Source organism: Mycobacterium sp. NGS19 (assembly GCF_059813155.1).
Genome location: NZ_JCALEB010000001.1, coordinates 211,268 through 235,058, shown reverse-complemented (window position 1 = coordinate 235,058; position 23,791 = coordinate 211,268). Strand labels below are relative to the sequence as shown.

The following is a 23,791-nucleotide window of genomic DNA, read 5'->3' as shown; positions in this document are numbered from 1 at the left end:
AGGTCGCGACAAATAGCCGACACAAAAAGGGGTGCGCCGTCAGCGGCGAGAAAAAGCGGGCGGTGCGGAGGCAACGTTCACTTCCGCACCGCACCCCGACCGGCTACCAGCTAACGCTGGATGCGATTTACGTCGAGCACTTCGAAATCTGAATGGTGCCACCGCCATTTCTGCCGAGCGCATTGCTCTCAGCAGCCGCCAGAGTTCCGCCGAAACCGCCGTACCAACTATTCGCCGAGGTGGCGAGCGCCGCGCAACCGTTCACCGCCCACGCGGCGATGCGGCAGTCGGTGCCGCCGTACTGAATGCAGTAACCCATCGCGACGTCCTCGGCCTGCGCACGGGTAGACGCGTTGTTTCCCCATCCGAAGGCGCCGGTGGCCGGGGAGTAGGCAATTGCGACGTAGGTGTCGGATTGGGCGCTGGCCGGCGCGACGCTGAGGACTCCCAGCACTGCGGCGGTGGCAGCGCCGCCGGCGGCTAGTGCCGTGAGGCGCTTGATCGACATTGTGGCTCCTTCGGGCGGTTCATCAATTCCGGCTTTCCGGGGTGAAGTGACTGTAATCCAGGGCCCGTGAAATCGCTGTGAGAATCATGAAAGTCGTCGACAGTTAACCCCGACCGACTTCAATCGAAGCCGGGATCGGCCGCCGTCAGTAAATGACATCAGGGTCATTTCATTGGCGGCACTTGCCGGAAATTAGTCGACCGGGCAGCGAGCGTGGCGCCTCCCGCGACCACCGGTCGCGCCCGAGGCTTGTTACTGTGTCGGATCGCAGCGGCATGATGACTCGAGCGCCGGGTGGCGCGGTGCCGGGGCGCCAGGAGTTCCAAACACCATGCTGAAGGTCGTCGCGAAGGTCTGCATCGCGCTGTCGCTGCTGCTGTGCGCGGGGGCATACCCGGTTTTCGCTAGCACCGATCCGCCGGAAACCCTTGAGTTGGCGCAGAACTGGAGCCTGTCGCCGGCGGGCGGACTTCCGCCGGGCCCGGCTGTCTCCCGCACCGATTACCGCGACTCCGCGTGGTACCGAATCCGGCACATGCCGGCGACCGTACTGGAAATTCTGCGCGAGAACGGCGTCTATCCCGACCTCTACGTCGGCAAAAACCTTCGGGACAAAGTTCCGCAAGATTTGTACAAGCAAGATTGGTGGTACCGAACCACTTTCACCGCGCCCGCGGGCCGCACAACCTATTTGCTCGATTTCCCGGGAATCAACTATCGCGGCGAAGTGTGGCTGAACGGACATCTCGTCGCCGACAGTAAGCAAATTGTCGGCATGTATGTCGACCACCAGGTGAACGTGACGCCGTGGATTGCGCCAGGACAGCCCAACACGCTCGCGGTGAAGGTCACCCCCGAACGCGCGCTGCAAGACGTCGACGGCGTCGAACTGGCCGATAGCTGGAACGACTGGATCAACTGGGACTACCTCGGCTATCAGGGGCCGGGAAAGAATGCGCTGCACGGCAACTCGTTCGTGTCCGACCGCAACGCCGGCATCTTCAAACCCGTCTACCTCAAGGCGACCGGCGTCGTGGGGCTCGGTCCTGCGCTCGTCAACAGTCAACTTCCGTTGCCCCGCACCGACTCTGCGCAGCTGACCATCCGCGCGAATGTGCACAACTACTCGACGCAGCAGACCCGCGGTGTTCTGCGCGCAATCATCACGCGGGCCGGCAAGCCTGCAATCCGTGTGGACAAGACGGTCATGCTTTCCCCCGGCGAAGATCGCGAAGTGACGTTGTCGCCCGACGAATTCGAGCAGCTGCGTGTCGACAAGCCGGACCTGTGGTGGCCCTACACCATGGGCCAACCCAACCTGTATGACCTCAAGGTGGAATTCCGGGTCAACAACCAGCTCAGCGACACCCGCACGCAGCGGTTCGGCGTCCGCACCGTGACGCAAGACCGCGACACCCGGTTCTCCGACAACGGCGGCGACTTCTATCTCAAAGTCAACGGCAAGAACTTCCTGGTGCGCGGCGCCGCCTACACCCCCGACCTTCTGTACCTGTATGACCCCGCCCGCGAGACCGCGGTGCTGCGCTACGCCAAGGACCTGGGCCTCAACATGCTGCGGCTCGAAGGAAAATTCTCCAGCGAGCACCTGGTCGAGAAGGCCGACGAACTCGGCATTCCGCTGATGTTCGGCTGGATGTGCTGCAACCAGTGGGAGAAATGGGAGCAGTGGGACGCCGAAGATCACCGCGTCGCCATGGACAGCCTGCGCTCGCAGATACTGACGCTGCACAACCACGCTTCTGCGTTCGTGTGGGCCAACGGCAGCGACGGCCTGCCACCACCGCCGATCCTCGCCGACTACCGCAAGATCCTGACGAATCTGCACTGGCAGAACGCGGTCGTCGACACGGTGTCGTCGTTGGCCCGCGACCGCAACGGCGTACCCACCTGGGACGGCATCGACATGGCCGGGCCCTACAGCTGGCGCCCGCCGACGTACTGGTTCAGCGGACGCTACGGCGCCACCTGGGGATCGTCGGCCGAGCAGGGCAACAACGAACACATCCCGCCGTTCGCGAGCCTGAAGAAGTTCATCCCGCCCGACAAGCTGTGGCCGATCAACGACACGTGGTACTTCCACGCCGGAGCCCAGCCGAGCAACGCGACGTTGGCCAACATCCAGCGGGCCGTCAACCGGCGCTACGGCCCGTCGACGAGTGCCGAAATGTTCGCCGGCAAAGCGCAATTGGCGCATTACGAAGCGACCCGCGCGCAGTTCGAGACCTTCGCCGCCGACGGCTGGGCCACCCACAAGATGACGATCTACTGGATGCTCAACAGTCATTGGCCGTCGTTCTACGGCAACCTGTTCGACTACTACCTGCGGCCCGGCGGCGCCTACTACGGAGCCAAGAAGGGCCTGCGGCCGCTGTCGGTGGTGTTCGACTCCTACGCGACCGGCGACCACACTTCAGCGAACGTCACGGTCGTCAACCAGACCCAGACCTACCAGAAGAACCTCGATGTGCGGGTTCGCGTCTACGACCTCCAGGGCCGCGTCCGTACAGATCGCACAGCGAATGACATCAGCGTGATGTCGGGCGAATCGGTCAGGGCGATGACGCTGCCGCGGGGACCGGCCGACTCGCCGGTCTACTTCGTGCGCTGTGAATTGCGGGACAGCACGGGCAAGGTGATCGCCGAGAACGTCTATTGGCAGTCGCAGCAGCGCGACGACCTCGGTGTGCCGGAGAACGATTCCGCGTTCGACCTGGCCCAGGCCAGCTGGGCGGACATGACGGCGCTGAACTACATGACGCGGGTTCCGCTCGAGGTGTCAGCCCGGCACGTGGGCGCCGAGGGCGGTGACGGCGTCGCGATCCGGCTGCACAACCCGACGACGTCGATCGCGTTCTTCGAGCGGGCGGAGATCTTGCCGACGCGCGACGGCGACGAGATCCTGCCCATCGAATACGACGACAACTACGTGACCGTGTTTCCCGGCGAGACGGTCGAGATCCGCGGTGTCGTGCCGACGCCCGGAACCGCCGGGACCTGGGTCAGGGTCACCGGCTACAACACACCTGCCGTCAGCGTGCCGATCCGGTAGAAGTCGTTGGCGCTGAAGCGGGATTGCGCGCGCTGGTTTGAATGCCTGCCCTTCGGGAACTCAGAACCCGACGGCGGGACCTGCATCGTGTGTGCGGGTAGAACCGGCCCCGCCGGTCACCCAAGAACGTACAGCCAAACGAGGAGGATGCATGGCTGAGAACAGTGGACCGGAAGAAGGCATCAAGGGTGTCGTCGAAGGCGTCAAGGGCAAGGCCAAGGAGGCTGTCGGGACCGTGACCGGTCGCGACGACCTCACCGAAGAGGGACAGGCCCAGCAGGACAAGGCCGACGCTCAGCGTGATGCCGCCCGCAAGGAGGCAGAGGCCGAGTCGGCGCGCGGCGGCGCCAAGGCTGCCGAAGAGCGCCAGAAGGAAAACCAGTAAAAGCCCATCCCACACGGGCCCGGTTCATTGCGAACCGGGCCCGTTCCTATTGGCCGAACGGCGTGCGCAGCACATAGCGGCTGGTGGGCACGGTGTCGATGTTCTCGTTCGCGCCGAACGCCGACGTGCTGGCGATCATCCGGCCCATCCGGTCAGCCAAATCGGCGTCGTCGGCAGCCCCGAAGAAGGCGTGCAGATCACCGACCGCCTCGATCGGGAACAGCTCCTCGACGATCCCGTCGACGGCAGGCGCCTCCGGCGTCAACGCGCGCCACACGACGTTCTGCGTGTAGCCGAACGTCGCCTGCGTCTCGATGGCGACGCTCGTGTGGTGAAGCTGCCAGCGCTGCAGCCACGTTTCGCGGTCGAGCTGCGGCGGCCGGCGCAACACCGCGATGTTCGCCAAACCAGTTGTGCGCTGGCCTGATTCGCCACTGGGCGGCGCCAACGGCACGGATTCTGTGACGAGGTACGCAGCCACGCTGTCGCAGTGCTCGGACAGCAGCGCGATCGCGTCGGCCACCTGCGTGCCATACGACTGCTGGACCCACATGCTCACGACGGCCACTACTGGCGGATCCAGCGTCGTGAGCGTCATCAACGAGCCACGCACCGCGTCGTCGCGCACGTTCACGGCAAGTCCGGCAACACCGAGCGCCAGGATTTTCTGGGCCACCGGCCCGCGCAGATGGGAGCACCACGTCTCGTCACGCTCCGCGTCGCGCAAGAGCGCGATCACCTTCTCCACCCGAGTCAACTTAGCCGCTGACGTCGTGTGATTTGCCCCTCATTTACCTTGCCGATACTAAGAATTCGTTACACATCATCGTTGCCCACGCAACGACGACGTGGTTGCCGAACAACGCAGTTTCGCAGGCAGACCCGCCCGAGTCGATAACCGGTGAGCCGCCGACGAGATTCGCTTGACAGTTTCTTAAGCACACTCTGAGAAGGGCACATCGGCCCTCGAGCGCGGGTCGTTCGTTTCTCGTTTAACGCGATTTCAGATGGCTAGACTCAACGAGGATGTGCGCCGCACGGCGCAGTGAGACGAAAAGTCCGGAGCCGGCACCACGATTGCCGGCGGAGGTTTTGATGGTTATGGCCAATTCATTGCTGTTGCATGCTGCCGACATTCGGCCGCTCAGCCGCGCGCGTCTTATCACGGCAATCGCGGTGGGCCGCGGTCCGATCGGCGACCTCGCCGTCGACCGCGACGGCGTCACGATCGTCGCCGCCAACGCGGGCGACAACAGTGTGTCGTTGCTCGACGGCCACGGGCTCCGCGCGCACGCCACTGTGCCGATCGGCGGCGAGCCCCTCGCGGTCGCCGTCACCGGTGGCCGCGCATTCGTCGCGGCGTCCGCGCCCACGTATGACTACGTGTCCGCCATCGACACCCACTCCGCGAGCCGGCTCGCCAGCCTGCCGCTGCCGCTGCAGGTGGCCAAGATCGCGGCACGGCCCAACGGTGGCCACCTCGTGGTCGGCGGTGCCGGTGACGACAACGTCGACCTCGCATTCGTCGACGTCGCGTCCGGCTATGTCGACACGGTCGCGATCGCGGATGCGGACAGCACCATCGATGCGCTCCGGATTTCGCCGAACGGCCGGTTCGTGTACGTCGGCACCTCCGACACGTCGCGGTCCCGCCTCAGCGTGGTGGACGCCACGACGTCGCGTGTGGTGGCCACTGTGCCGACGGTGTCGCCCATCCGGGATGCCGTGGTCCGCGGCGACGGGCGGGTGGCATATGTGCTGGGCTCCGACCCGGAATACGGCGGCCTGGTGGAGGTCATCGACATGACGACCGGCAAGCCGGTGGCCACGGCCTGGCTCGGCGGACATCCCGTGCAGGTGGCGCTCAGCGCCGACGCGGCCCGCGTCTATGTCGTGTACCGAGACGCGGTCGCCGTGGTGTGTGCCAACAACCATGAGGTCGTCGACACCGTCAGTATCGGCGCGCAGCCGTCCTGTGTGGCGACGAGTCCGGACGGCCGACTGTACGTCGCCGACTACACGGGTCGGGTCAGCGTCTTCGACGGGGCTACGCCGGCCCACTTCGACGATGTGCTCGGCGTGCAGACCGTCGCGATGCGCGACGTGCGCGAGCTGCAGCCGGCCGGCGTCTGAGCCGTCGTCAGTAGCGGATCAGGCCGCGCAGGTTCACTCCGCTGAGCATGTCGTCGTAGCCCTGGTTGATGTCTTCGAGCGGGTACTCGCGGGTGACTAGTTCATCGAGCTTGAGCTGGCCGTTGTCGTACAGCGACAGCAGCCGGTAGATGTCGCTGCGCGGGTTCGACGACCCGAACAACGAGCCCCGCACCTGCTTTTCGTAGCTCGTCAGGTCGAACAGCGACATCGTCGCGGTGAACTCCGTCGGATGCCCGATCGCGGTGACCACCACACGACCCCGCTTGCCCACCAAACTGAGCGCCTGCGCCAGGTAGGACCCTTCGGCGACGTCGGTGGTGATGATGCAGACGTCGGCCATCTCCCCCTGGGTGAGACTGTTGACCAGCGGCCAGGCCTCGTCGACCGACGAGGCGACGTGGTTGGCGCCGAACTCCCGCGACCGCTCGCGCTTGTACTCCACGGGATCCAGCGCGACGATGTGCTGCGCCCCGGCGATGCGTGCGCCCTGCACCGCGTTGATGCCGACCCCGCCGACACCCATCACGACGACGGTGTCGCCCGCGCGGACTTCACCGGTGCGCACCGCGCTGCCCCACCCGGTGGTCACGCCGCAGCCCAGCAGCGCGGCCTTGTCCAGCGCGACGTCCTGGTCGAGCTTGATCACCGACGCGGTGGGCACCACGGTGTACTCCGAGAAGGTCCCGAGCACGCAGAACTGGCCGACGTCGTGGCCGCGCGCGTGGAACCGATACGTGCCGTCGAGCTGAGGACCGGAAAGAATCGTCGCCCCCAGCTCGCACATGTTGCTCATGCCGCGGGCGCAGGGCTTACAGCGGCCGCACGCCGGGATGAAGCTGAAGACGACGTGGTCGCCTTCGGCGATGTCCGCGACGCCGGGGCCTACTTCCACGACCTCGCCCGCGCCCTCGTGCCCGCCGATCAGCGGGAACGCCATGGGCAAGTCGCCGGTCACCAGATGATGGTCGGAGTGGCACAACCCGCTGGCGGTCATCTTCACCAGCACCTCGGCCTGTTTGGGCGAATCGAGGTCGATCTCTTCGACCTCCCACTTCTGGTTCCGTCCCCACAACACCGCGGCCTTGGTCTTCATGCATCCGCCCTTCCCTAGTGGTTCGGCTCGATTATTGGCCTGTCACCCCGGTGCGCGGGCCAAGATGGGAACTAAGACGGCGAAGAGCAAGCACAGGGGGTGGCAGTGGAAAGCACCATGCAGGACTTCCCGCTCACGATCACCATGTTGTTGCGGCACGGCACCGGCTGGCATGCCGAGCGCAAGGTGATCACCGCGACCGACGACGGCTACCGCGAGGCAAGCTACGGCACTGTCGGTGAGCGCGTCGCGCAGCTGGCACACGGACTGCGGGAGCTGGGCATCACCGGCGACGAGCGGGTCGCGACGTTCATGTGGAACAACCAGGAACACCTGGAGACCTACTTGGCGGCACCGTGCATGGGTGCGGTGCTGCATACGCTGAACATCCGGCTGCCCGCCGATCAGCTCGCCTACATCGCCGAAGAGGCGCAGGACAGGGTTGTGGTGGCCGACCTGTCGCTGGCGCCGCTACTGGCCGCTGTGCTGCCGAAGATGTCGACTGTGCACACCGTGGTGGCGGTCGGACATGGCGACCTCGACGCGCTCACCGAGTCCGGCAAGACCGTGGTCCGCTACGACGACCTGCTGGCCGACCAGCCCACCACCTACGACTGGCCTGACGTGGACGAAAAGTCCGCTGCCGCAATGTGTTACACCAGCGGCACCACCGGAAACCCGAAAGGCGTGGTCTACAGTCACCGCTCGGCATTCCTGCAGTCGATGGCGATCTGTGCCGGCTTTGCGATCAACGAGGACGACCGCGTCCTGCCGATCGTGCCGATGTTTCACGCCAATGCGTGGGGCAAACCGTACGCGGCGCTGATGGCCGGCGCCGACCTGCTGATGCCGGACCGCTTCCTGCAGGCGGAACGTCTGGTGAAGATGGTGCACGAGCATCGGGCCACGATCGCTGCCGCGGTGCCTACCATCTGGAACGACGTGCTCAAGTACCTGAATTCGCATCCGGAGTACGACATTTCGTCGCTACGGGTGGTGCCGTGCGGAGGCTCGGCGGTGCCGCTGGCGATGATGAAAGAGTTCCAGCACAAGCACGGCGTCGAGATCCGCCAGGCCTGGGGAATGACCGAGACCTCGCCGCTGGCGTCCATTGCCCGGCCGCCCGGCGACGTCAGCGAAGAAGAGCATTGGGCGTTGCGGAACACCGCGGGCCGGCCGATGTGCGGCGTGGAAGCGCGCATCGTCGACGACGACGGCAACGTGCTGCCCAATGACGGAAAAGCCGTCGGCGAGGTCGAAGTTCGCGGACCGTGGGTGACGGGCTCGTACTACCTCAATGCCGACGAGTCGAAGTTCCATGACGGGTGGCTGCGCACCGGCGACGTCGGCCGCATCGACGGCCGGGGCTTCATCACGCTCACCGACCGTTCCAAGGACGTGATCAAGTCCGGCGGCGAGTGGATCTCGTCGGTCGAGTTGGAGAACCACCTGATGGGCCACCCCGGCGTGTTCGAGGCCGCCGTGGTCGCCGTGCCCGACGAGCGCTGGCAGGAACGCCCACTGGCCGCGGTCGTCGTCGACAAGGGCGCCGACGTCACCGCCCACGAACTGCGGAAGTTCCTGAGCGACAAGGTCGCTCGATGGTGGCTGCCCGAGCGGTGGACTTTCGTCGACGAGATTCCCAAGACCAGCGTCGGCAAGTTTGACAAGAAGCTGATCCGCGCCCGGTACGCGGATCAGCAATACGACATCGTCGAGTGTCATCACTGATCGGAGAAGCCGTGTTGTACAGCACGATGCAAGACATTCCGCTGACGCTGACGTCGATGCTGCGGCACGGCACCACCATCCACGGCGACCGGGTAGTGATCACCGCGACCGACGACGGCTACCGCGAGATCAACTACCGCGAATTCGGGTTACGCGTCGCGCAACTGGCGCACGGCTTGCGCGCGTTGGGCGTGCGGCCCGGCGACCGAGTCGCCACGTTCATGTGGAACAACCAGGAGCATCTCGAGGCGTACTTCGCGATCCCGTGCATGGGTGCGGTGTTGCACACGCTGAACATCCGGCTCTCCGACGACCAGATCGAGTTCATCGCCTACGACGCCGAAGACACCGTGGTGCTTGCCGACACGTCGCTGGCGAAGCAACTCGCGGCTGTGCTGCCGAGGATGGAGACCGTGCGGGCGGTGGTGGCTGTCGGTGACGGCGACACCGCGGTGCTGGAGACCGCGGGCAAGGACGTCATCCGCTACGACGAGCTGCTCGCCGCCCAGCCCGGCGACTTCGACTGGCCGGACATTGACGAACGAGCCGCTGCCGCAATGTGTTACACCAGCGGCACCACCGGCCACCCGAAAGGCGTGGTGTACGGGCACCGGTCGACATATTTGCACAGCACGTCGGTGTGCAGCACCAACGGAATGGCTTTGGCCGAGGGGGACCGGGCGCTGCCGGTGGTGCCGATGTTCCACGCTAACGCTTGGGGCATCCCGCATGCCGCGCTGATGGCAGGCGCCGACCTGCTGCTGCCTGACCGCTATGCGCACGCACCCCGCTTGGTCGAGATGATCGAGAAATGTCGCCCGACGGTGGCCGCCGCGGTGCCGACTATCTGGAACGACATTTTGCACTGCTTGGAGCAGAACCCAGCGCATGACATTTCGTCGCTGCGGCTGATCCTCTGTGGTGGCTCGGCGGTGCCGGAATCGCTGATGCGCGCCTATGACGAGAAGTTCGGCATCACCTTGATGCAGTTGTGGGGCATGACCGAGACGTCGCCTGTCGCGTCGATGGCATGGCCGCCGCGCGGGGTGGACGGTGACGCGGCGTGGCAGTTACGGGCGACGCAAGGCCGACCGCTGTTCGGGGTCGAAATGCGCATCGTCGATGACGATGGCAATGTGCTGCCCAACGACGGGAAGTCGGTGGGGGAGTTGGAGGTTCGCGGTCCGTGGATCACCGGCAGCTATCACCGGAACCGGGATGCCGAGAAGTTCGCCGACGGATGGCTGCGCACCGGTGACGTCGGGCGCATCGATGCGCTGGGCTATGTCACGCTGACCGACCGCGCGAAGGACGTGATCAAGTCCGGCGGCGAGTGGATCTCCTCGGTGGAGTTGGAGAACCACTTGATGGGCCATCCCGACGTGCTGGAGGCGGCGGTGGTGGGCGTGCCCGACGAGCGCTGGCAAGAGCGGCCGCTGGCTGCGGTGGTGCTGAAGCAGAACGCAACCGTCACTGCTCCGCAGCTGCGAGACTACCTGCGCGACAAGGTTGTTCGGTGGTGGCTGCCGGAACGCTGGGCCTTCGTCGACGAGGTGCCGCGCACCAGCGTGGGCAAGTTCGACAAGAAGGTGATCCGCGCCCGCTACGCCGACGACGCCTACGACGTCGTCGAATGCGCTGACTGACCTACGGCGAGCAGACACCAAATCGCATCGCGCAGCGCCTTCGCACGCAATTCAGCGTCTGCTCGGCGTAGGTCAGGGCTCGGTAGCCACGGCAATCGCCCGTCAGTCATGATGTTTAGGTGGCCTCACAATTCGGACGGAGGACGCTGTGACTGGGACCGAGCGGCTGGCACTGGTACTCGCAGGCGGCGGCGTCGCTGGGATCGCATGGGAGACCGGGTTTTTGCTCGGCGTGCAGGACGAGGCGCCAGGTGCCGCCCGGCGCCTGCTCGACGCGCAGCTTCTCCTCGGCACGTCGGCGGGTTCGGCAGTCGCAGCGCAGATCTCCAGCGGCACGCCGTTGCCGAGCCTGTATGACCGCCAGCTCGAACCGGCTACGCATGAGATCGCACCCCACATCGACGTCGACGAGCTGATCGAGCTGTTCGAGCATGCCAACGACCCGACAGTCCCGCTCTCTGAACGCTTGAAATGGATCGGCTCGCAGGCCCTTTCGACAAATACGGTCACTGAAGAGGCCCGGCGGGCCGTGATCGAGCATCGGCTGCCGTCCCATGATTGGCCGCAGCGTCGGCTCGAGGTCACGGCAATCGACGTCGGCACCGGCGAGCGTGTGCTGTTCGACCGAGACAGCGGCGTGTCGCTGGTCGACGCCGTCGCGGCCAGCTGCGCCGTACCGATGGTGTGGCCCCCTGTGACGATCGGGCAGCGGCGATTCATGGACGGCGGCATCGGCAGCAGCGCCAACGTGGACGCGGTCACCGGCGCCGACGCGGTGGTGATGCTGTCACCCAGTCCGGAACCGGGGTTTTCGCCGTTCGGGCGGAGTCTGGCCGACGAGCTGGCCGAGTTCCCGGGCCGGGCGCTGGGCATCTTCGCCGACGAGGGGTCGGTCGCGGCGTTCGGGCGCAATCCGCTGGACCCGGACTGTCGCGCGCCCTCAGCGGTCGCGGGCCGCCAGCAAGGACGGCGCGACGCCGCCAAGGTTGCCGCGTTCCTCGACGCCGCTGGTTGACGCGGCTGTCCCGCGTTTGTACCCACCTCCTGGGGGTACCTCTCTATCTTGCTTGTTTGACGAAAGAAGAAGAGAGGTGCAGCGATGGCGACATCTCCTGCCGGCGGCGCCACCGGTCGGGCTGACCGCTGGGCGACGGTTCAAGGCGCCGCGCTCGTCGTCGGCGCGGTGTTTCTGTTAGTGGGCGTCTTGGGCTTCATCCCGGGTGTCACCGACTACGACGGCGGAATGAAAGTCGCCGGTCACCAGTCGGGTGCGATGCTTCTGCATCTCTTCCATGTATCGGTGCTGCACAACATCGTCCATCTGCTGTTCGGCGTGGCGGGGCTGTTGATGGCGCGCACCTTCAACGGAGCACGGACGTTTCTGATCGGCGGCGGCCTCATCTATTTGGTGCTGTGGATCTACGGGCTTCTCATCGATCAGCACAGCGCCGCCAACTTCATCCCCGTGAACACCGCCGACAACTGGCTGCACTTCGCTTTGGGTGTCGGCATGGTCCTGCTCGGGCTGCTCCTGGGCCGCACCACAGGGAACCGGGCGAGCGCTACCGGCCCGACCGGAACGGGAGTCTGATCGCGCGCAAAGGATCAGTCGCGGGACTCAGCGGGTGAGTCGTTGGCTGCGTCGTCGGTCGAATTATCGTGCGCAGCAAACGAATCGAGCGACTGGGCGGCGAGTGTGCGTCCCACGTCGATCACATCTGCGGCGCGATGGAAATCCAGACTTCGCGACGACGTGCGCGGCACCTCGATGAGGATGTCCGGTGGATACGCGGCGAGCTGATGACGGGCCAGCGCCGCCTGCATCACATCGATGGTGCGGTTCATCACCTCGAAACTGCCGAGTTTGGGCACCATCGCCGACGCCGTGGCCACGTCGTCGGATTCTGGGTCGGCCTCGGCCAGTTCCTCCTCCGCCTCGTCCTCGGCGGTCGAGCTGAACCGGCCGAGTACCGAACGCGCGGCCGGAGTTTCCAGAAGCGCCGACGTGCTGCGCACCAACCGGGTGAACCACTCCGCTGCCGCGTTGGGCTCCTCTGAGCGGCGGTAGCGCTCACTGCCGATGTCGTCGCCGTTGAGACTCACCGCTATCGTCACGTCGGCGTTCGCGCCCGCCAGCGGCCCGACCGGCAGCGGGTCCAGGATGCCGCCGTCGGCCAGGACCCGCCCGTCGGCGACGTACGGCGCGATCATCCCCGGTATCGCGATCGACGCGCGAATCGCCACATCGAGCGGACCGCGTTGCAGCCACAGCGATTTACCGGTGAGCAGGTCAGTGGTGACCGCGGTGTAGGGGATCGGCAGCTTCTCGATCTCCGCCTCGCCGACCAGGTCGCGAACCACGTCGAGCACCTTCTCCGCGCGGAAGAACCCCGGACCGCGCCAGGCCGGGTCGAGCAGCCGCAGTACCCCGCTCTGGCTCAGCGTCTTGGCCCAGTCCGTGAATTCGTCCAGGGCGCCGGCCACATGCAAACCGCCGACCAGCGCGCCCATGGATGAGCCTGCGACACCGACAATCTCGTAGCCGCGGTCCAGCAGCTCGGCGATCACCCCGATGTGGGCGTAGCCGCGCGCGCCGCCGCTTCCGAGTGCCAGCGCGACGCGCTTGCCGTCCATTTGGCCATTGTGCGCGCGCTCAGTCACAGCCGGCGTCCGCGGCCGCCTTCGCCGCCACGATCACCCCGGCCTGGCGTTCCGGAGTCAGCTTGGTCCACGGGGTGTTCCACGTGCCCTTCTCGCCGGTGACCGACGCCTGCACCATCGCCAGGTACGGCTCGATCTGAGCGTGCGGGTCGCCGGGCTTGTCCTTCATCCATTCGCGCGCCCAATGACAGGCCTGGTAGTACTCCTCTTCGGTGGAGCTCGCGGGCACGTTCACGGCGGTCGTCACGCCGGCCGGTGAGACCTCCACCTGCGCCGGCGCGGTCGACGGCGCGGCCTGCGGGGCGGACGTCGGCTTGGCTTGATCTGACGGTTTCTCCGACGTCGAGCAGCCGGCCAGCAGCGTCACCACCCCGACACCGGCCAACAGCAGACCCTGGAAGCAGCGCACAGCAGTCATGTGTGCCAGACTATTGGCCGTGATGGGACTCATCGGCACTCGGGAGTGTTGTCGGGCCTGACCGCCCGCCCCCCGATTCGTCCACCCATCCTTCGGAGTTTCTCCCATGTCTTTGGCTCTTCGCGCGAGCGGCTCGTCGTCGCCCGCCCGCCCCGCCGCGCTGCGTCCGTCGACCATTCCGGCGGTGCCCGGTCCCACGAGACTGCGGCTGCCCGATCTTCTGCACATCACCGACCGCGACGCCGACCACGTTCTCAGCGGCGACTACGACCACCTGTTCCCGCGCCACGGCATACCGGTGAACGAACGGTGGTTCACCCGGCTGCGCAGCGACGACGAACTCGACGTCTGGCTGATCAGCTGGGTGCCGGGTGAATCCACCGAATTGCACGACCATTGCGGCTCGCTGGGCGCACTCACCTTGCTCAGCGGTGCATTGACCGAAACCCGTTGGGCCGGTGAGACATTGCGCCGACGACGGCTGGTCGCCGGTGACCAGGCAGCGTTCCCGCTGGGATGGGTGCACGACGTCACCTGGGCCCCGTCGGACCACGCGCCGACGCTCAGCGTGCACGCGTATTCCCCGCCGCTCACCGCGATGTCCTACTACGACGTCACCGAGCACAACACGTTGCGGCGGGTCCGCACTCAACTCACCGACACTCCGGAGGGACAGTGAGCCGCATCGACGACGTCCTCTTCGCCGCCCGGCAGCGGCTGCAGCGGTTGGCTGCGCCTGAGGTGCCCACCGCGGTCCGCCGTGGAGCGGTGCTGGTGGACATCCGCCCGCAGGCCCAGCGCGAGCGTGAGGGCAGGGTGCCGTCCGCGCTCGTCGTCGAGCGCAACGTGCTGGAGTGGCGCTGCGACCCCACCAGTGACGCACGGCTGCCGCAGGCGGTCGACGAGAACGTCGAGTGGGTGGTGGTGTGCTCCGAGGGCTACACGTCGAGCCTCGCGGCCGCCGCGCTGCAAGACCTCGGCCTGCACCGCGCCACCGACGTCGTCGGCGGTTACTGGGCGCTTCGCGAGTCCGGTGCTCTGGTCGCGTTGAGGTCTGCTACTCGGGTGCTTTCACCACTTCGCGCAGGCGCCCGGTCTTCTCCGGCGTCCATCCGGGTGGCTGCAGCACTGCGGCCCACGCGTTGACCACGTCTTTGACGTAGCGGTGCCCGTGCCCGTCGGGCACGTCCACGGCGACCGCCATGTCGGCCGACACCTGCAGGAACGTCACCACCGGGAACCAGAACATGTCCTGCGGCCGGTCGTAACCCGGCGGTTCCTTCAGCCAGTCCGGTTCGGAGAAAAGCAGATCCGGATTCCACCACGTGATCGGGTCGGATGCGTGCTGCAGGTACACGATTCGCGGAATGCCCCACGGTTGGGCCGGACGAGCGAGGTTGTCGGACTGGGCGGCGAAGCGAACGTTGTAGCCCTGCTGGTAGATGGGCAGCCACTCGGGCGAACCGGGATCGCGGTTGGCGGTGGCCTCCTGCCACATCGTGTTGTTGAACGTCGGCCCGGAGAACAGCGCCCCGTCGGTGCGGGCCACGATGTTGTTGACCGACAGGAACGGCGCCTCTCCGCCGAAGGAGCCCAGGCTTTCCCCGAACACGACGAGCTTGGGCCGTTGGCCTTCCGGTAGCGCCCGCACCCGTGCGGCCACCGCCTCGAACAGCGCCTGACCGGCATGCCGAGCGTTCTCCTTGTCGACCAGAAACGACAGCCAGCTAGGCAAGAAGGAGTACTGCATCGACACGATCGCGGTGTCGCCGTTGAACATGTACTCGAGCGCGTCGGCCTCGGCCGCGTTGATCCAGCCGGTCCCGGTGGTCGTCGCGACGGCGACGACCTTGCGCTTGAGGCCACCTGTGCGGTCCAGCTCGCGTGCTGCGAGCTCCGCGGCGGCCTCGATGCCGTCGGCGGACTCCAGTCCGGCGTACGCGCGGATCGGTTCGGTAGCCGGTGCGCCGTTGAACTTCGACAGCTGCTCCACGGTCGGGGCGCCGTCGACAAAGATGCGGCCCTGGTTGCCCAGCGAGGCCCAGCTGACCAGCGAACCGGGTCCGCCCGAGCGCAGCGGGCTGGTGGGCGGCGGGCTGTCGGGATCCTGCTCGTTGTTGACCGCTTCGAAGGTGTTGTTCATCGTGCTCATCGCGAACCGCAGGACCACGCCGTTGAGGATCGCGACGAACAGCGCGACGACCAACAGCACTGCGACGACTGCCGAAACCCGGGGCGGCGCAACACGATTGAGTTGCCGAACCAGGAATCGGATAAAGCGCCCGATCAGCTGGCCGATTTCGACGAGCACGAACAGCGTGACGATGGCCAGGACTGCGGCCAGCGGATAGTCATGCCACTTCAGCCGGGGCACGCCGATGAGATCGCGGACGTGGTCCTGCCACACGTGAAACCAAACGACCATCGCCAGCGTGCCGACCACCCCGGCCGCCACCAGCACGAACCACGCGGCGCGCGGCGGCTTGGGGCTGCTGTCCCGCGACATCATGAACCGCACCAACCAGACGGCGAACACGCCGACGGCGTAGCCGGTGGCGCCGGCGGCGCCGCTCACGAGTCCCTGGAACAGCGGTCCGCGCGGCAGCAGCGACGGCGTCATCGACAGCCACAGGAACACCAGCCCGACAGCCGTTCCGGTGAACGTGTAATGCCGGACCCACCAATCGGGCTTTGCGGCCGTCTTTTCGGACGGCTCTTCGGCGGGCGCCTCGGGTGTTTCCTCCGGGGCCTCGGCTTCGGTCATGTCCCCATCTTCAGCGATGGGTGAAGTTGGGGGCGCGTTTCTCGACAAACGCCGCCATGCCCTCGCTTTGGTCGTCGGTGGCGAACGCGGCATGGAAAAGCCGCCGCTCGTACAGAAGTCCCTCGGACAGCGGTGTTTCGAACGCGCGGTTGACGGCTTCTTTGGCCATCCGCGCGGCCGACAACGACATCTGCGCGATGGTGGTGGCCACCGACATCGCTTCGCGCTGCAGGTCATCGGCCGGCACCACCCGCGACACCAGCCCACTGCGTTCCGCCTCGGCGGCATCCATGTTGCGCCCGGTCAGAATGAGGTCCATCGCTTTGGCCTTACCGATCGCGCGGGTGAGCCGCTGAGAACCGCCCATGCCCGGCAGCACACCGAGTTTGATCTCGGGCTGCCCGAATTTCGCGGTGTCCGCGGCGATCAGCAGATCGCACATCATCGCCAGTTCGCAGCCGCCACCCAGTGCATAGCCGGCCACCGCCGCGATCGTCGGCGTGCGCACGGCCGCGAACTTGCCCCAGGCGGCGAAGTAGTCGGACGCGAACACGTCGGCGAACGACAGCTCCGCCATCTCCTTGATGTCCGCCCCGGCGGCGAACGCTTTGGCGGAGCCGGTGAGCACGATCGCGCCGACGCCCGGGTCATTGTCGAATTCCGCTGCGGCCGTTGTGACTTCGGTCATCACCTGGCCGTTGAGGGCGTTGAGCGCCTCCGGGCGGTTCAGGGTGATCGTGGCAACGCGGTCCTGGCGGTCGACGAGGATGGTCTGGTAGGTCATCGGCTTTCAGCTTTCGTTCTCGAACGACAGGTCATTGTCGGCGGGGGCGAAGAACGCTTCGACGTCTTCGGCGCTGACCTCCGCCAGGGAGGCCGGCGACCACTTGGGGTTGCGATCTTTGTCGATGACCTGTGCCCGGATGCCCTCCACCAGGTCGTGTGAGCGAAGCGTCGCGCACGACACCCGATACTCTTGGCGCAGAACGTCTTCCAGCGTTTGCAGGTTCGTAGCGCGGCGCACCGCCTCCCGGGCCACCGAGACGGCGGTGGGGGAGCGGGTGGCGATCAGGTTGGCGGCGTCATTCGCCGGGCCGGCGTCGTGTCCGCGCAGCGCGGCGACGATGTCGGTGACGGTGTCGGGCGCGAAGCATTCGTCGATCCAGTTCCGTTGCACCACAAGCTCACTGGGCGGCGGTGCGACGGCGTGACGCTTCACCGCCGCGTCTACGCCGTCGTCGACGAGGGTCTTGACGAAGTCGTCGAGCGCAGTGTGCGGGACGTAGTGATCGGCGAAGCCCATCGCGATCGCATCCGACCCGGAGAACGGTGCGCCGGTGAGCGCGGCGTGCAGGCCCAGCCGACCCGGCGTACGCGCGAGGTAGTAGGTGCCACCGACGTCGGGGACGAAACCGATGCCCACTTCGGGCATCGCGATCTTCGACGTGTCCGTCACCACCCTGGTGTTGCCGTGCACGGAGATCCCGACGCCGCCGCCCATCACGATGCCGTCCATCAGCACGATGTAGGGCTTGGGATAGCGGGCGATGTAGGCGTTCAGCAGGTATTCGTCGTGCCAGAACTGCCGAGCCTCGGCGCCGCCGTCGTTGTGCACGCTGTGGTAGATCGCGACGATGTCGCCGCCCGCGCACAGCCCCCGGTCCCCGGCACCGCTGACCACCACCGCCCGCACGTCGTCGTCGTGAGCCCATTCACGCAACGCCTGGTGCATGGTGGTGACCATCGAATGGGTCAGAGAGTTGATCGCCTTGGGCCGGTTCAGCGTGAGGAAGCGGACACCGTCTTGGGCGCTGGTCACGATCTCGTCGGCAGAGCGGTCACCCGTCACGGGAAAGCAATCTAGATCGTCTCCCCAGGTGGCGCGGCCCCGGGTAAGGTTTGCCTGGGAAGAGGCCGGGAACTGATGACGAGGTGTCAATCGTTGGACGTTTGTTCTCGGTACACATTTAGGAGAGGAACCGACGGTGCGGGAGACCAGCAACCCGGTATTTCGATCGCTGCCTAAGCAGCAAGGCGGATACGCGCAGTTCGGGCCCGGCCACGCCGCCGGAGCACAGCAGGTTTATCAGGGCTATCAAACCGAGCCCTACGTGCAGCAGGGCGTTTCGCGCCCGCTGACCGTCGACGACGTCGTCACCAAGACCGGCATCACGCTGGGCGTGTTGTCACTAGTCGCGGTGGTGTCGTACTACCTGGTGGGTGTGAACACGGCCTTGGCTGGGCTGTTCACCATGGTGGGCGCACTCGGCGGCCTGGTTCTGGTCCTTGTCGCCACGCTCGCCCGCAAGCAGGACAACCCGGCGATTGTGCTGAGCTACGCGGCGCTCGAGGGCTTGTTCCTCGGTGCGGTCTCGTGGGTGTTCGGCAACTTCGTCGTCTCGGGCGTCAGCGCCGGGACGTTGATCACGCAAGCCGTCCTGGGCACTTTAGGCGTCTTCGCCGGCATGCTCGTCGTCTACAAGACGGGCGCCATCCGCGTAACCCCGAAGCTCACCCGGATGGTCGTGGCCGGCCTCTTCGGTGTGCTTGTGCTGATGCTCGGCAACCTGGTGTTGTCGCTGTTCGGCGTCAACGGAGGCGCTGGCATGGGGCTGCGCAGCGGTGGCGCACTGGCGATCGTGTTCTCGTTGGTTTGCATCGCGCTGGCGGCGTTCATGTTCTTGATCGACTTCGATGCCGCCGACCAGATGATCCGCGCCGGCGCGCCGGAGAAGGCCGCATGGGGCATCGCGCTGGGCCTGACGGTCACGCTGGTGTGGCTGTACCTGGAGATTCTGCAGCTGCTCAGCTACTTCTACCGCGACTGATTTTCTGCACGGAAGGGCCGGCACTACGGTGCCGGCCCTTCGTCGTTGAGTGTGCATCGAGGGCGCGGCCTACTCGACCTCTTGCACCCTCGCTGCACACTCAACTGCTCTGTCGGTCCGCGGTGGCAGTCTGCCGGCATGGGGGAGGGTCAACCGTTCATCGGCACCGAGGCGCTGGCGTCCGGTGCGCTGACACGGCATGAGCTGCGCCGGTACTACCGGGCCATCATGCCGAACGTCTATCTCGACAAGCGGGTGCAGCCAACGTTGCTCGGCCGCATCGCTGCCGCATGGCTCTGGTCTGGTCGAGCGGGGGTGGTAGCAGGCCTTGCAGCATCAGCACTGCATGGGGCGCGGTGGATCGACCGCGAAGTCCCTGTCGAGCTCGTGTGGTCGAACCCGCGAGCGCCACGCGGCGTCGTGACTCGCCGTGATGTCTTGCGAGACAACGAATTCGGCGTGGTGAGGGGATTCCCCGTGACCACGCCGGAGCGCACAGCGTCCGACTCGGGGCGGCGCGGGCGGCTCGATGAAGCCATTGCTCGACTCGACGCCCTAGGCAATGCCACCGGCATCAAGGCCGGCGACGTTCGTCGCGTTGCGGCTGATCATCCGCGCGTTCGCGGTCTTCGTCAGCTGGAGAAGGCGCTCGATCTGTACGACCCTGGCGCGGCGTCTCCGAAGGAAACGTGGTTGCGGCTATTGGTCATACGAGCTGGCTTTCCGCGACCGCAGACGCAGATACCGGTGCTCAGTCCCGACGGCCTGCGGACGTACTTCCTCGACATGGGTTGGAAAGACCTCAAACTGGCAGCTGAATACGAGGGCGACCACCATCGCGCCGACCCTGAACAGTACGGCTACGACATCCGCCGCCGAGACGATCTGCACGAGCTGGGCTGGACCGACATCAGGGTCACCAAACGACACGATTCCGCCGACGTCTTATGCCGACTCCGGCGGGCTTGGGACGCACGAACCCGTTGACTGTGCGCTAACGGCGCGGCCTACTCGTACTTTGGCGCCATAGCCGCACAATCAACGTCGCGATTTCAGCTCAGCCGCTCGATGACCATCGCCATGCCCTGGCCGCCGCCGACGCACATGGTCTCCAGGCCGAACGTCTTGTCGTAGGTCTGCAAGTTGTTCAGCAACGTCGCGGTGATGCGCGCACCGGTCATCCCGAACGGATGCCCGAGCGCGATCGCCCCGCCCGACACGTTCAGCTTGTCCTCGTCGATGCCGAGTTCACGCGCCGAGCCCAGTACCTGCACCGCGAACGCCTCGTTGATTTCGAACAGGTCGATGTCGCCGATCGACATGCCCGCATTCGCCAGCGCTTTGCGCGTCGCCTCGATCGGGCCGAGCCCCATGATCTCCGGCGAGAGCCCCGAAACGCCGGTTGCCACAATGCGCGCCAGCGGGGTCAGCCCCAGTTCGCGGGCCTTCTCATCGGACACGATCACCACCGCAGCCGCGCCGTCGTTCAGCGGGCACGCATTGCCCGCTGTCACGGTCCCGTTCGGCCGGAAGACCGGCTTGAGCTGGCTCACCTTCTCGTAGGTGGTGCCGGCCCGCGGGCCGTCGTCGGTGCTGACCACCGACCCGTCCGGCAGTGTCACCGGGACGATCTCGCGCTCGAAGAAGCCGTTGGCGATCGCCTGCTCGGCCCGGTTCTGCGAGCGCACCCCCCAGTGGTCCTGGTCCTCGCGGCTGATACCGGTAAGCAGCGCAACGTTTTCCGCAGTTTGGCCCATCGCGATGTACACGTCCGGTAGGACGCCGTCCTCGCGGGGATCGTGCCAGGAGTCGGCGCCCGCAGCGGCTTGGGCGGTGCGCTCCTCGGCCTCGGCGAACAACGGGTTGTGGGTGTCCGGCCAACCGTCCGAGGTGCCCTTGGGAAACCGCGACACGGTCTCGACGCCCGCCGACACGAATGCGCTGCCCTCGCCGGCCTTGATCGCGTGAAACGCCATCCGGGTGGTCTGCAGCGACGACGAACAGTAGCGGTTCACCGTGGTGCCCGGCAGGAAGTCGTAGCCCAGCTGGACCGCCACCGCGCGGCCGATGTTGAAGCCTGCTTCACCGGCGGGCTGGCCGCACCCCATGATCAGGTCGTCGAGGTCACGCGGGTCGAGCGCGGGCACCTTGTCCAGGGCGGCGCGCACCATCTGCGCGGCCAGGTCGTCGGGACGCATGTCAACCAGCGATCCCTTGGCAGCGCGGCCGATGGGGGAGCGCGCGGTCGAGACGATGACGGCTTCGGGCATGACGCCTCCTGAGGTCAGAGTTACCCCGAACCTAGTCCGCGTCAGTTGGCAGGCACCACGACGGGTGCCGGAACCCCAGTCGTGTGCCGGACAATCCGCGCGAGGCGCCGCAGTCTGTTGCGGAACGTCCTGGCTTCGGCCGCTTGCGACACCCACGGCAGCTCAGGCACCGGCCCGCCGGTCCACTCGCCCAACGCACTGCACAGGGCGGGAAACAGCTGTTTGGCCGCCAACGCATAACCTGCCGCGGACGGGTGGTACATGTCCTCGGAGAACAGCAACTCGGGAGCCTGCAGGAACTCCGGTGCCAGCAGGTCGGCCAGTGGCACCGGAACTCCCCCGGCGTTGCGCACCGCGGCGGCCTGCGCCCGCGCCAGCCGCAATCCCCGGGTCCGCGCGGCCCAGCGCAGCGGTTGCGGAATCGCGGTGATCACCCCGAAGTCGGGACAGGTGCCGACGACCACGACGGCGCCGCTGTCCCGCAAACGCTTGACTGCCGCGCCGAGACGACGCGCCGACGGGCCGACCCCGTTGAGCGCGGTGATGTCATTGGCGCCGATCATGATGACCGCGGCGTCCGGCGGCGGTCCCGCCACGAACATCGCGTCGACTTGACCGGACAGCCCTTTCGACGTTGCACCCGAAATTGCCTTGGTGCTCAAACGAATTCGTTTACCGGTCTCTTCCGCCAGGCCGCGGGCCAGAAGTACTCCGGGAACTTCGTCGGCGCAGTGGCAGCCGAAACCCGTTGCGGTCGAGTCGCCGAAGACCATCAGGTGCAAGTCGAACGGCACATCTCGCGACCAGCGCTCGACGGGACCGCCTCCGGGGGAGTAGACGCCGTCGGCGCGCGGCGGCGGTTCCCAGATCCGCGGGATCACGCTGCGCGCCTGATCTGCTTGCCCGTTCAAGAAGTTTCGCGCGCCCACATAAGCCCCGCCGGATGATGCGATGACGCCGATGGCCGCCAATGCGATGGTTGACCGCCGCGGCGCGCGCATGTGCACGAGCCGAGTTTACGTGGCGCACCCGCATCGACGCGCAGGTGAAACTCGGTGCGATCACGGAGAAATAGGAATCCGATATCAAAACACCTCAGCCGATCGTTGAACGCGCCGAAGGTGTCAAGCTAAGTTACCGGGAACTGACGGCGTGACCCCGTGGGGTACCGGCCTACAACGGCGTAGGAGTGTGAAATGACCGCACCAAGCAAGGTCTCGGGGTCGCCCCGCGCACACATCGGCGCAGCTCGCGCCCTGAAATCCCGTCGCTACCCAGTCAGCGACGGCGCGCCCGTCGAGGTCGTCGAAGACGGTCCTAGCATCGCCGGGCGGCTGGCTTGGCTGGGCGCCCGGCTAACAATTCGTCCGACGCTGACAGTTGGCAGCCACGTTCCGTTTCTGCCATGGCCGTGGGGGCTGATCGATTTCGCGGCGCGGGCGTTGCTGCCCATCCCCGGCACTGTGCGGGCAACCGTGAAGCTGCCGCAGTGCACCGCGCAGCTGGTCCGCGCCAAGGGTGTGCTGCCCGCCGACGGCAAGCGGCGCGTGGTCTTGTACATGCACGGCGGCGCGTTCCTCACCTGCGGAGTGAACACGCACGGCCGGCTGACGACAATGATCTCGCACTACGCCGACGCGCCCGTGCTGGTGCTGAATTACCGGATGATCCCCAAGCATTCGATCGGCCAGGCCATCGACGACTGCTACGACGGCTATCAGTGGCTGCGTGACCTCGGGTACGGGCCGGATCAGATTGTGCTGGCGGGAGATTCGGCCGGTGGCTACCTGGCCCTGGCGCTCGCCGAACGATTGCTTGCAGACGGCGAAGAACCGGCCGCAATGGTATCCCTGTCGCCGCTGATGCAACTGGAGACCGAGGCCAAGAAAGAGCACGCGAACATCCGCACCGATGCGATGTTCCCGCCCAAGGCTTTTGACGCACTGCTCGATCTCATCGCGATGGCAGCGTCTCGACGCGTGGTCGACGGCGAGCCCGAAGACGTCTACGAGCCACTGGATCACATCGAACCCGGCTTGCCGCGCACACTGATTCACGTTTCAGGTTCTGAAGTTCTGCTGTACGACGCACGGTTGGCTGCGCGGCGGTTAGCCGCTGCCGGGGTGCCGGTCGAGGTGCGGGTGTGGCCGGGGCAGATGCACGTGTTCCAGCTGTGCGCGCCGCTGGTTCCCGAAGCTGTGCGGTCGCTGCGGCAGATCGGCGGCTACATCCGCGAAGCCACCGACTAGCCTCGTTCGGTCCG

General features: G+C 66.3%; 22 protein-coding genes. 12 read left to right on the top strand and 10 right to left on the bottom strand.

What is annotated here, in order from left to right:
• Window positions 1–127: 127 nt before the first annotated feature.
• Complete coding sequence (locus AC5Y4N_RS01195) at window positions 128–508, bottom strand: DUF4189 domain-containing protein (protein ID WP_499909435.1); 381 nt, start codon at window positions 506–508, stop codon at window positions 128–130.
• 331 nt (window positions 509–839) lie between these two features.
• On the opposite strand from AC5Y4N_RS01195, the gene AC5Y4N_RS01190 reads away from it, so the two are divergent.
• Together AC5Y4N_RS01190 and mbp1 are read left to right on the top strand one after the other, a co-directional pair.
• Entirely contained in the window at window positions 840–3,578 is a 2,739-nt protein-coding gene (locus AC5Y4N_RS01190; RefSeq protein ID WP_499909437.1) for a glycoside hydrolase family 2 protein, read from the top strand.
• A gap of 151 nt (window positions 3,579–3,729) precedes the next feature.
• Complete coding sequence (gene mbp1 / locus AC5Y4N_RS01185) at window positions 3,730–3,963, top strand: microaggregate-binding protein 1 (RefSeq protein WP_499909439.1); 234 nt, start codon at window positions 3,730–3,732, stop codon at window positions 3,961–3,963.
• Between the two features lie 46 nt (window positions 3,964–4,009).
• On the opposite strand, the gene AC5Y4N_RS01180 is transcribed toward mbp1, so the two are convergent.
• Window positions 4,010–4,711, bottom strand: coding sequence for an EthD domain-containing protein (locus AC5Y4N_RS01180; protein WP_499909441.1), 702 nt, complete (start codon window positions 4,709–4,711; stop codon window positions 4,010–4,012).
• A gap of 353 nt (window positions 4,712–5,064) precedes the next feature.
• On the opposite strand from AC5Y4N_RS01180, the gene AC5Y4N_RS01175 reads away from it, so the two are divergent.
• On the top strand, window positions 5,065–6,096 hold the full coding sequence (locus tag AC5Y4N_RS01175; protein WP_499909443.1) for an MmpL3/TtfA transport complex stabilizer: 1,032 nt from the start codon (window positions 5,065–5,067) through the stop codon (window positions 6,094–6,096).
• Between the two features lie 7 nt (window positions 6,097–6,103).
• Here the strand turns inward: AC5Y4N_RS01175 and AC5Y4N_RS01170 are convergent, their stop codons facing one another.
• Window positions 6,104–7,210 (bottom strand): NDMA-dependent alcohol dehydrogenase, encoded by a 1,107-nt coding sequence (locus AC5Y4N_RS01170; RefSeq protein WP_499909445.1) that lies wholly within the window; start codon window positions 7,208–7,210, stop codon window positions 6,104–6,106.
• 105 nt (window positions 7,211–7,315) lie between these two features.
• Here AC5Y4N_RS01170 and AC5Y4N_RS01165 point away from each other — a divergent pair, with 105 nt between their 5' ends.
• The 4 genes from AC5Y4N_RS01165 (at window position 7,316) to AC5Y4N_RS01150 (ending at window position 12,178) form a co-directional block, all read left to right on the top strand.
• Window positions 7,316–8,941 (top strand): fatty acid--CoA ligase, encoded by a 1,626-nt coding sequence (locus AC5Y4N_RS01165; protein WP_499909838.1) that lies wholly within the window; start codon window positions 7,316–7,318, stop codon window positions 8,939–8,941.
• A 14-nt stretch (window positions 8,942–8,955) separates the two neighbouring features.
• The gene (locus tag AC5Y4N_RS01160; RefSeq protein WP_499909840.1) at window positions 8,956–10,587 is read left to right on the top strand and encodes a fatty acid--CoA ligase; all 1,632 of its coding nucleotides are present in this window, start codon (window positions 8,956–8,958) and stop codon (window positions 10,585–10,587) included.
• Between the two features lie 148 nt (window positions 10,588–10,735).
• Window positions 10,736–11,602: a patatin-like phospholipase family protein gene (locus AC5Y4N_RS01155; protein WP_499909447.1), complete on the top strand. Its 867-nt coding sequence runs from the start codon at window positions 10,736–10,738 to the stop codon at window positions 11,600–11,602.
• A gap of 84 nt (window positions 11,603–11,686) precedes the next feature.
• Window positions 11,687–12,178, top strand: a complete 492-nt coding sequence (locus AC5Y4N_RS01150; protein WP_499909449.1) for a DUF4383 domain-containing protein — start codon at window positions 11,687–11,689, stop codon at window positions 12,176–12,178.
• A gap of 14 nt (window positions 12,179–12,192) precedes the next feature.
• On the opposite strand, the gene AC5Y4N_RS01145 is transcribed toward AC5Y4N_RS01150, so the two are convergent.
• Together AC5Y4N_RS01145 and lpqV are read right to left on the bottom strand one after the other, a co-directional pair.
• The gene (locus tag AC5Y4N_RS01145) at window positions 12,193–13,221 is read right to left on the bottom strand and encodes a patatin-like phospholipase family protein (protein WP_499909451.1); all 1,029 of its coding nucleotides are present in this window, start codon (window positions 13,219–13,221) and stop codon (window positions 12,193–12,195) included.
• Window positions 13,222–13,240: 19 nt separating this feature from the next.
• Entirely contained in the window at window positions 13,241–13,666 is a 426-nt protein-coding gene (gene lpqV / locus AC5Y4N_RS01140) for a lipoprotein LpqV (RefSeq protein WP_499909453.1), read from the bottom strand.
• A gap of 106 nt (window positions 13,667–13,772) precedes the next feature.
• Here lpqV and AC5Y4N_RS01135 point away from each other — a divergent pair, with 106 nt between their 5' ends.
• Window positions 13,773–14,345: a cysteine dioxygenase gene (locus AC5Y4N_RS01135; RefSeq protein ID WP_499909455.1), complete on the top strand. Its 573-nt coding sequence runs from the start codon at window positions 13,773–13,775 to the stop codon at window positions 14,343–14,345.
• Window positions 14,342–14,812, top strand: coding sequence for a rhodanese-like domain-containing protein (locus AC5Y4N_RS01130; RefSeq protein ID WP_499909457.1), 471 nt, complete (start codon window positions 14,342–14,344; stop codon window positions 14,810–14,812). The genes AC5Y4N_RS01135 and AC5Y4N_RS01130 overlap by 4 nt, the downstream gene beginning before the upstream one ends.
• On the opposite strand, the gene AC5Y4N_RS01125 is transcribed toward AC5Y4N_RS01130, so the two are convergent.
• Genes AC5Y4N_RS01125 through AC5Y4N_RS01115 form a run of 3 tightly spaced genes read right to left on the bottom strand, consistent with a single transcriptional unit; the run spans window position 14,724 to window position 18,279 of the window.
• Window positions 14,724–16,430 carry an alpha/beta hydrolase gene (locus tag AC5Y4N_RS01125; protein WP_499909459.1) on the bottom strand — a complete coding sequence of 569 codons (1,707 nt, stop codon included), beginning with the start codon at window positions 16,428–16,430 and terminating at the stop codon, window positions 14,724–14,726. The genes AC5Y4N_RS01130 and AC5Y4N_RS01125 overlap by 89 nt on opposite strands.
• A gap of 10 nt (window positions 16,431–16,440) precedes the next feature.
• Window positions 16,441–17,214 (bottom strand): enoyl-CoA hydratase, encoded by a 774-nt coding sequence (locus AC5Y4N_RS01120; RefSeq protein ID WP_499909461.1) that lies wholly within the window; start codon window positions 17,212–17,214, stop codon window positions 16,441–16,443.
• A 6-nt stretch (window positions 17,215–17,220) separates the two neighbouring features.
• Window positions 17,221–18,279: an enoyl-CoA hydratase/isomerase family protein gene (locus AC5Y4N_RS01115; RefSeq protein WP_499909463.1), complete on the bottom strand. Its 1,059-nt coding sequence runs from the start codon at window positions 18,277–18,279 to the stop codon at window positions 17,221–17,223.
• Between the two features lie 136 nt (window positions 18,280–18,415).
• Here AC5Y4N_RS01115 and AC5Y4N_RS01110 point away from each other — a divergent pair, with 136 nt between their 5' ends.
• Complete coding sequence (locus tag AC5Y4N_RS01110) at window positions 18,416–19,258, top strand: Bax inhibitor-1/YccA family protein (RefSeq protein WP_499909465.1); 843 nt, start codon at window positions 18,416–18,418, stop codon at window positions 19,256–19,258.
• Window positions 19,259–19,396: 138 nt separating this feature from the next.
• Window positions 19,397–20,245 (top strand): putative endonuclease domain-containing protein, encoded by an 849-nt coding sequence (locus AC5Y4N_RS01105; protein WP_499909467.1) that lies wholly within the window; start codon window positions 19,397–19,399, stop codon window positions 20,243–20,245.
• A gap of 65 nt (window positions 20,246–20,310) precedes the next feature.
• Here the strand turns inward: AC5Y4N_RS01105 and AC5Y4N_RS01100 are convergent, their stop codons facing one another.
• Both AC5Y4N_RS01100 and AC5Y4N_RS01095 read right to left on the bottom strand, forming a co-directional pair.
• Window positions 20,311–21,528, bottom strand: a complete 1,218-nt coding sequence (locus tag AC5Y4N_RS01100) for an acetyl-CoA C-acetyltransferase (RefSeq protein ID WP_499909469.1) — start codon at window positions 21,526–21,528, stop codon at window positions 20,311–20,313.
• Between the two features lie 41 nt (window positions 21,529–21,569).
• On the bottom strand, window positions 21,570–22,529 hold the full coding sequence (locus AC5Y4N_RS01095) for an SGNH/GDSL hydrolase family protein (protein WP_499909842.1): 960 nt from the start codon (window positions 22,527–22,529) through the stop codon (window positions 21,570–21,572).
• A gap of 195 nt (window positions 22,530–22,724) precedes the next feature.
• Here AC5Y4N_RS01095 and AC5Y4N_RS01090 point away from each other — a divergent pair, with 195 nt between their 5' ends.
• On the top strand, window positions 22,725–23,777 hold the full coding sequence (locus AC5Y4N_RS01090; protein ID WP_499909471.1) for an alpha/beta hydrolase: 1,053 nt from the start codon (window positions 22,725–22,727) through the stop codon (window positions 23,775–23,777).
• The last annotated feature ends 14 nt before the right edge of the window (window positions 23,778–23,791 follow it).

Excerpts from the sequence above, each read along its gene's own strand:
- AC5Y4N_RS01190 (WP_499909437.1), top strand. The coding sequence starts at position 840 with ATGCTGAAGGTCGTCGCGAAGGTCTGCATCGCGCTGTCGCTGCTGCTG.
- AC5Y4N_RS01135 (WP_499909455.1), top strand. The coding sequence starts at position 13,773 with ATGTCTTTGGCTCTTCGCGCGAGCGGCTCGTCGTCGCCCGCCCGCCCC.
- AC5Y4N_RS01145 (WP_499909451.1), bottom strand. The coding sequence starts at position 13,221 with ATGGACGGCAAGCGCGTCGCGCTGGCACTCGGAAGCGGCGGCGCGCGC.
- AC5Y4N_RS01150 (WP_499909449.1), top strand. The coding sequence starts at position 11,687 with ATGGCGACATCTCCTGCCGGCGGCGCCACCGGTCGGGCTGACCGCTGG.
- AC5Y4N_RS01125 (WP_499909459.1), bottom strand. The coding sequence starts at position 16,430 with ATGACCGAAGCCGAGGCCCCGGAGGAAACACCCGAGGCGCCCGCCGAA.
- AC5Y4N_RS01175 (WP_499909443.1), top strand. The coding sequence starts at position 5,065 with ATGGCCAATTCATTGCTGTTGCATGCTGCCGACATTCGGCCGCTCAGC.
- AC5Y4N_RS01090 (WP_499909471.1), top strand. The coding sequence starts at position 22,725 with ATGACCGCACCAAGCAAGGTCTCGGGGTCGCCCCGCGCACACATCGGC.
- AC5Y4N_RS01095 (WP_499909842.1), bottom strand. The coding sequence starts at position 22,529 with ATGCGCGCGCCGCGGCGGTCAACCATCGCATTGGCGGCCATCGGCGTC.
- mbp1 (WP_499909439.1), top strand. The coding sequence starts at position 3,730 with ATGGCTGAGAACAGTGGACCGGAAGAAGGCATCAAGGGTGTCGTCGAA.
- AC5Y4N_RS01170 (WP_499909445.1), bottom strand. The coding sequence starts at position 7,210 with ATGAAGACCAAGGCCGCGGTGTTGTGGGGACGGAACCAGAAGTGGGAG.
- AC5Y4N_RS01105 (WP_499909467.1), top strand. The coding sequence starts at position 19,397 with ATGGGGGAGGGTCAACCGTTCATCGGCACCGAGGCGCTGGCGTCCGGT.
- AC5Y4N_RS01120 (WP_499909461.1), bottom strand. The coding sequence starts at position 17,214 with ATGACCTACCAGACCATCCTCGTCGACCGCCAGGACCGCGTTGCCACG.
- lpqV (WP_499909453.1), bottom strand. The coding sequence starts at position 13,666 with ATGACTGCTGTGCGCTGCTTCCAGGGTCTGCTGTTGGCCGGTGTCGGG.
- AC5Y4N_RS01100 (WP_499909469.1), bottom strand. The coding sequence starts at position 21,528 with ATGCCCGAAGCCGTCATCGTCTCGACCGCGCGCTCCCCCATCGGCCGC.
- AC5Y4N_RS01195 (WP_499909435.1), bottom strand. The coding sequence starts at position 508 with ATGTCGATCAAGCGCCTCACGGCACTAGCCGCCGGCGGCGCTGCCACC.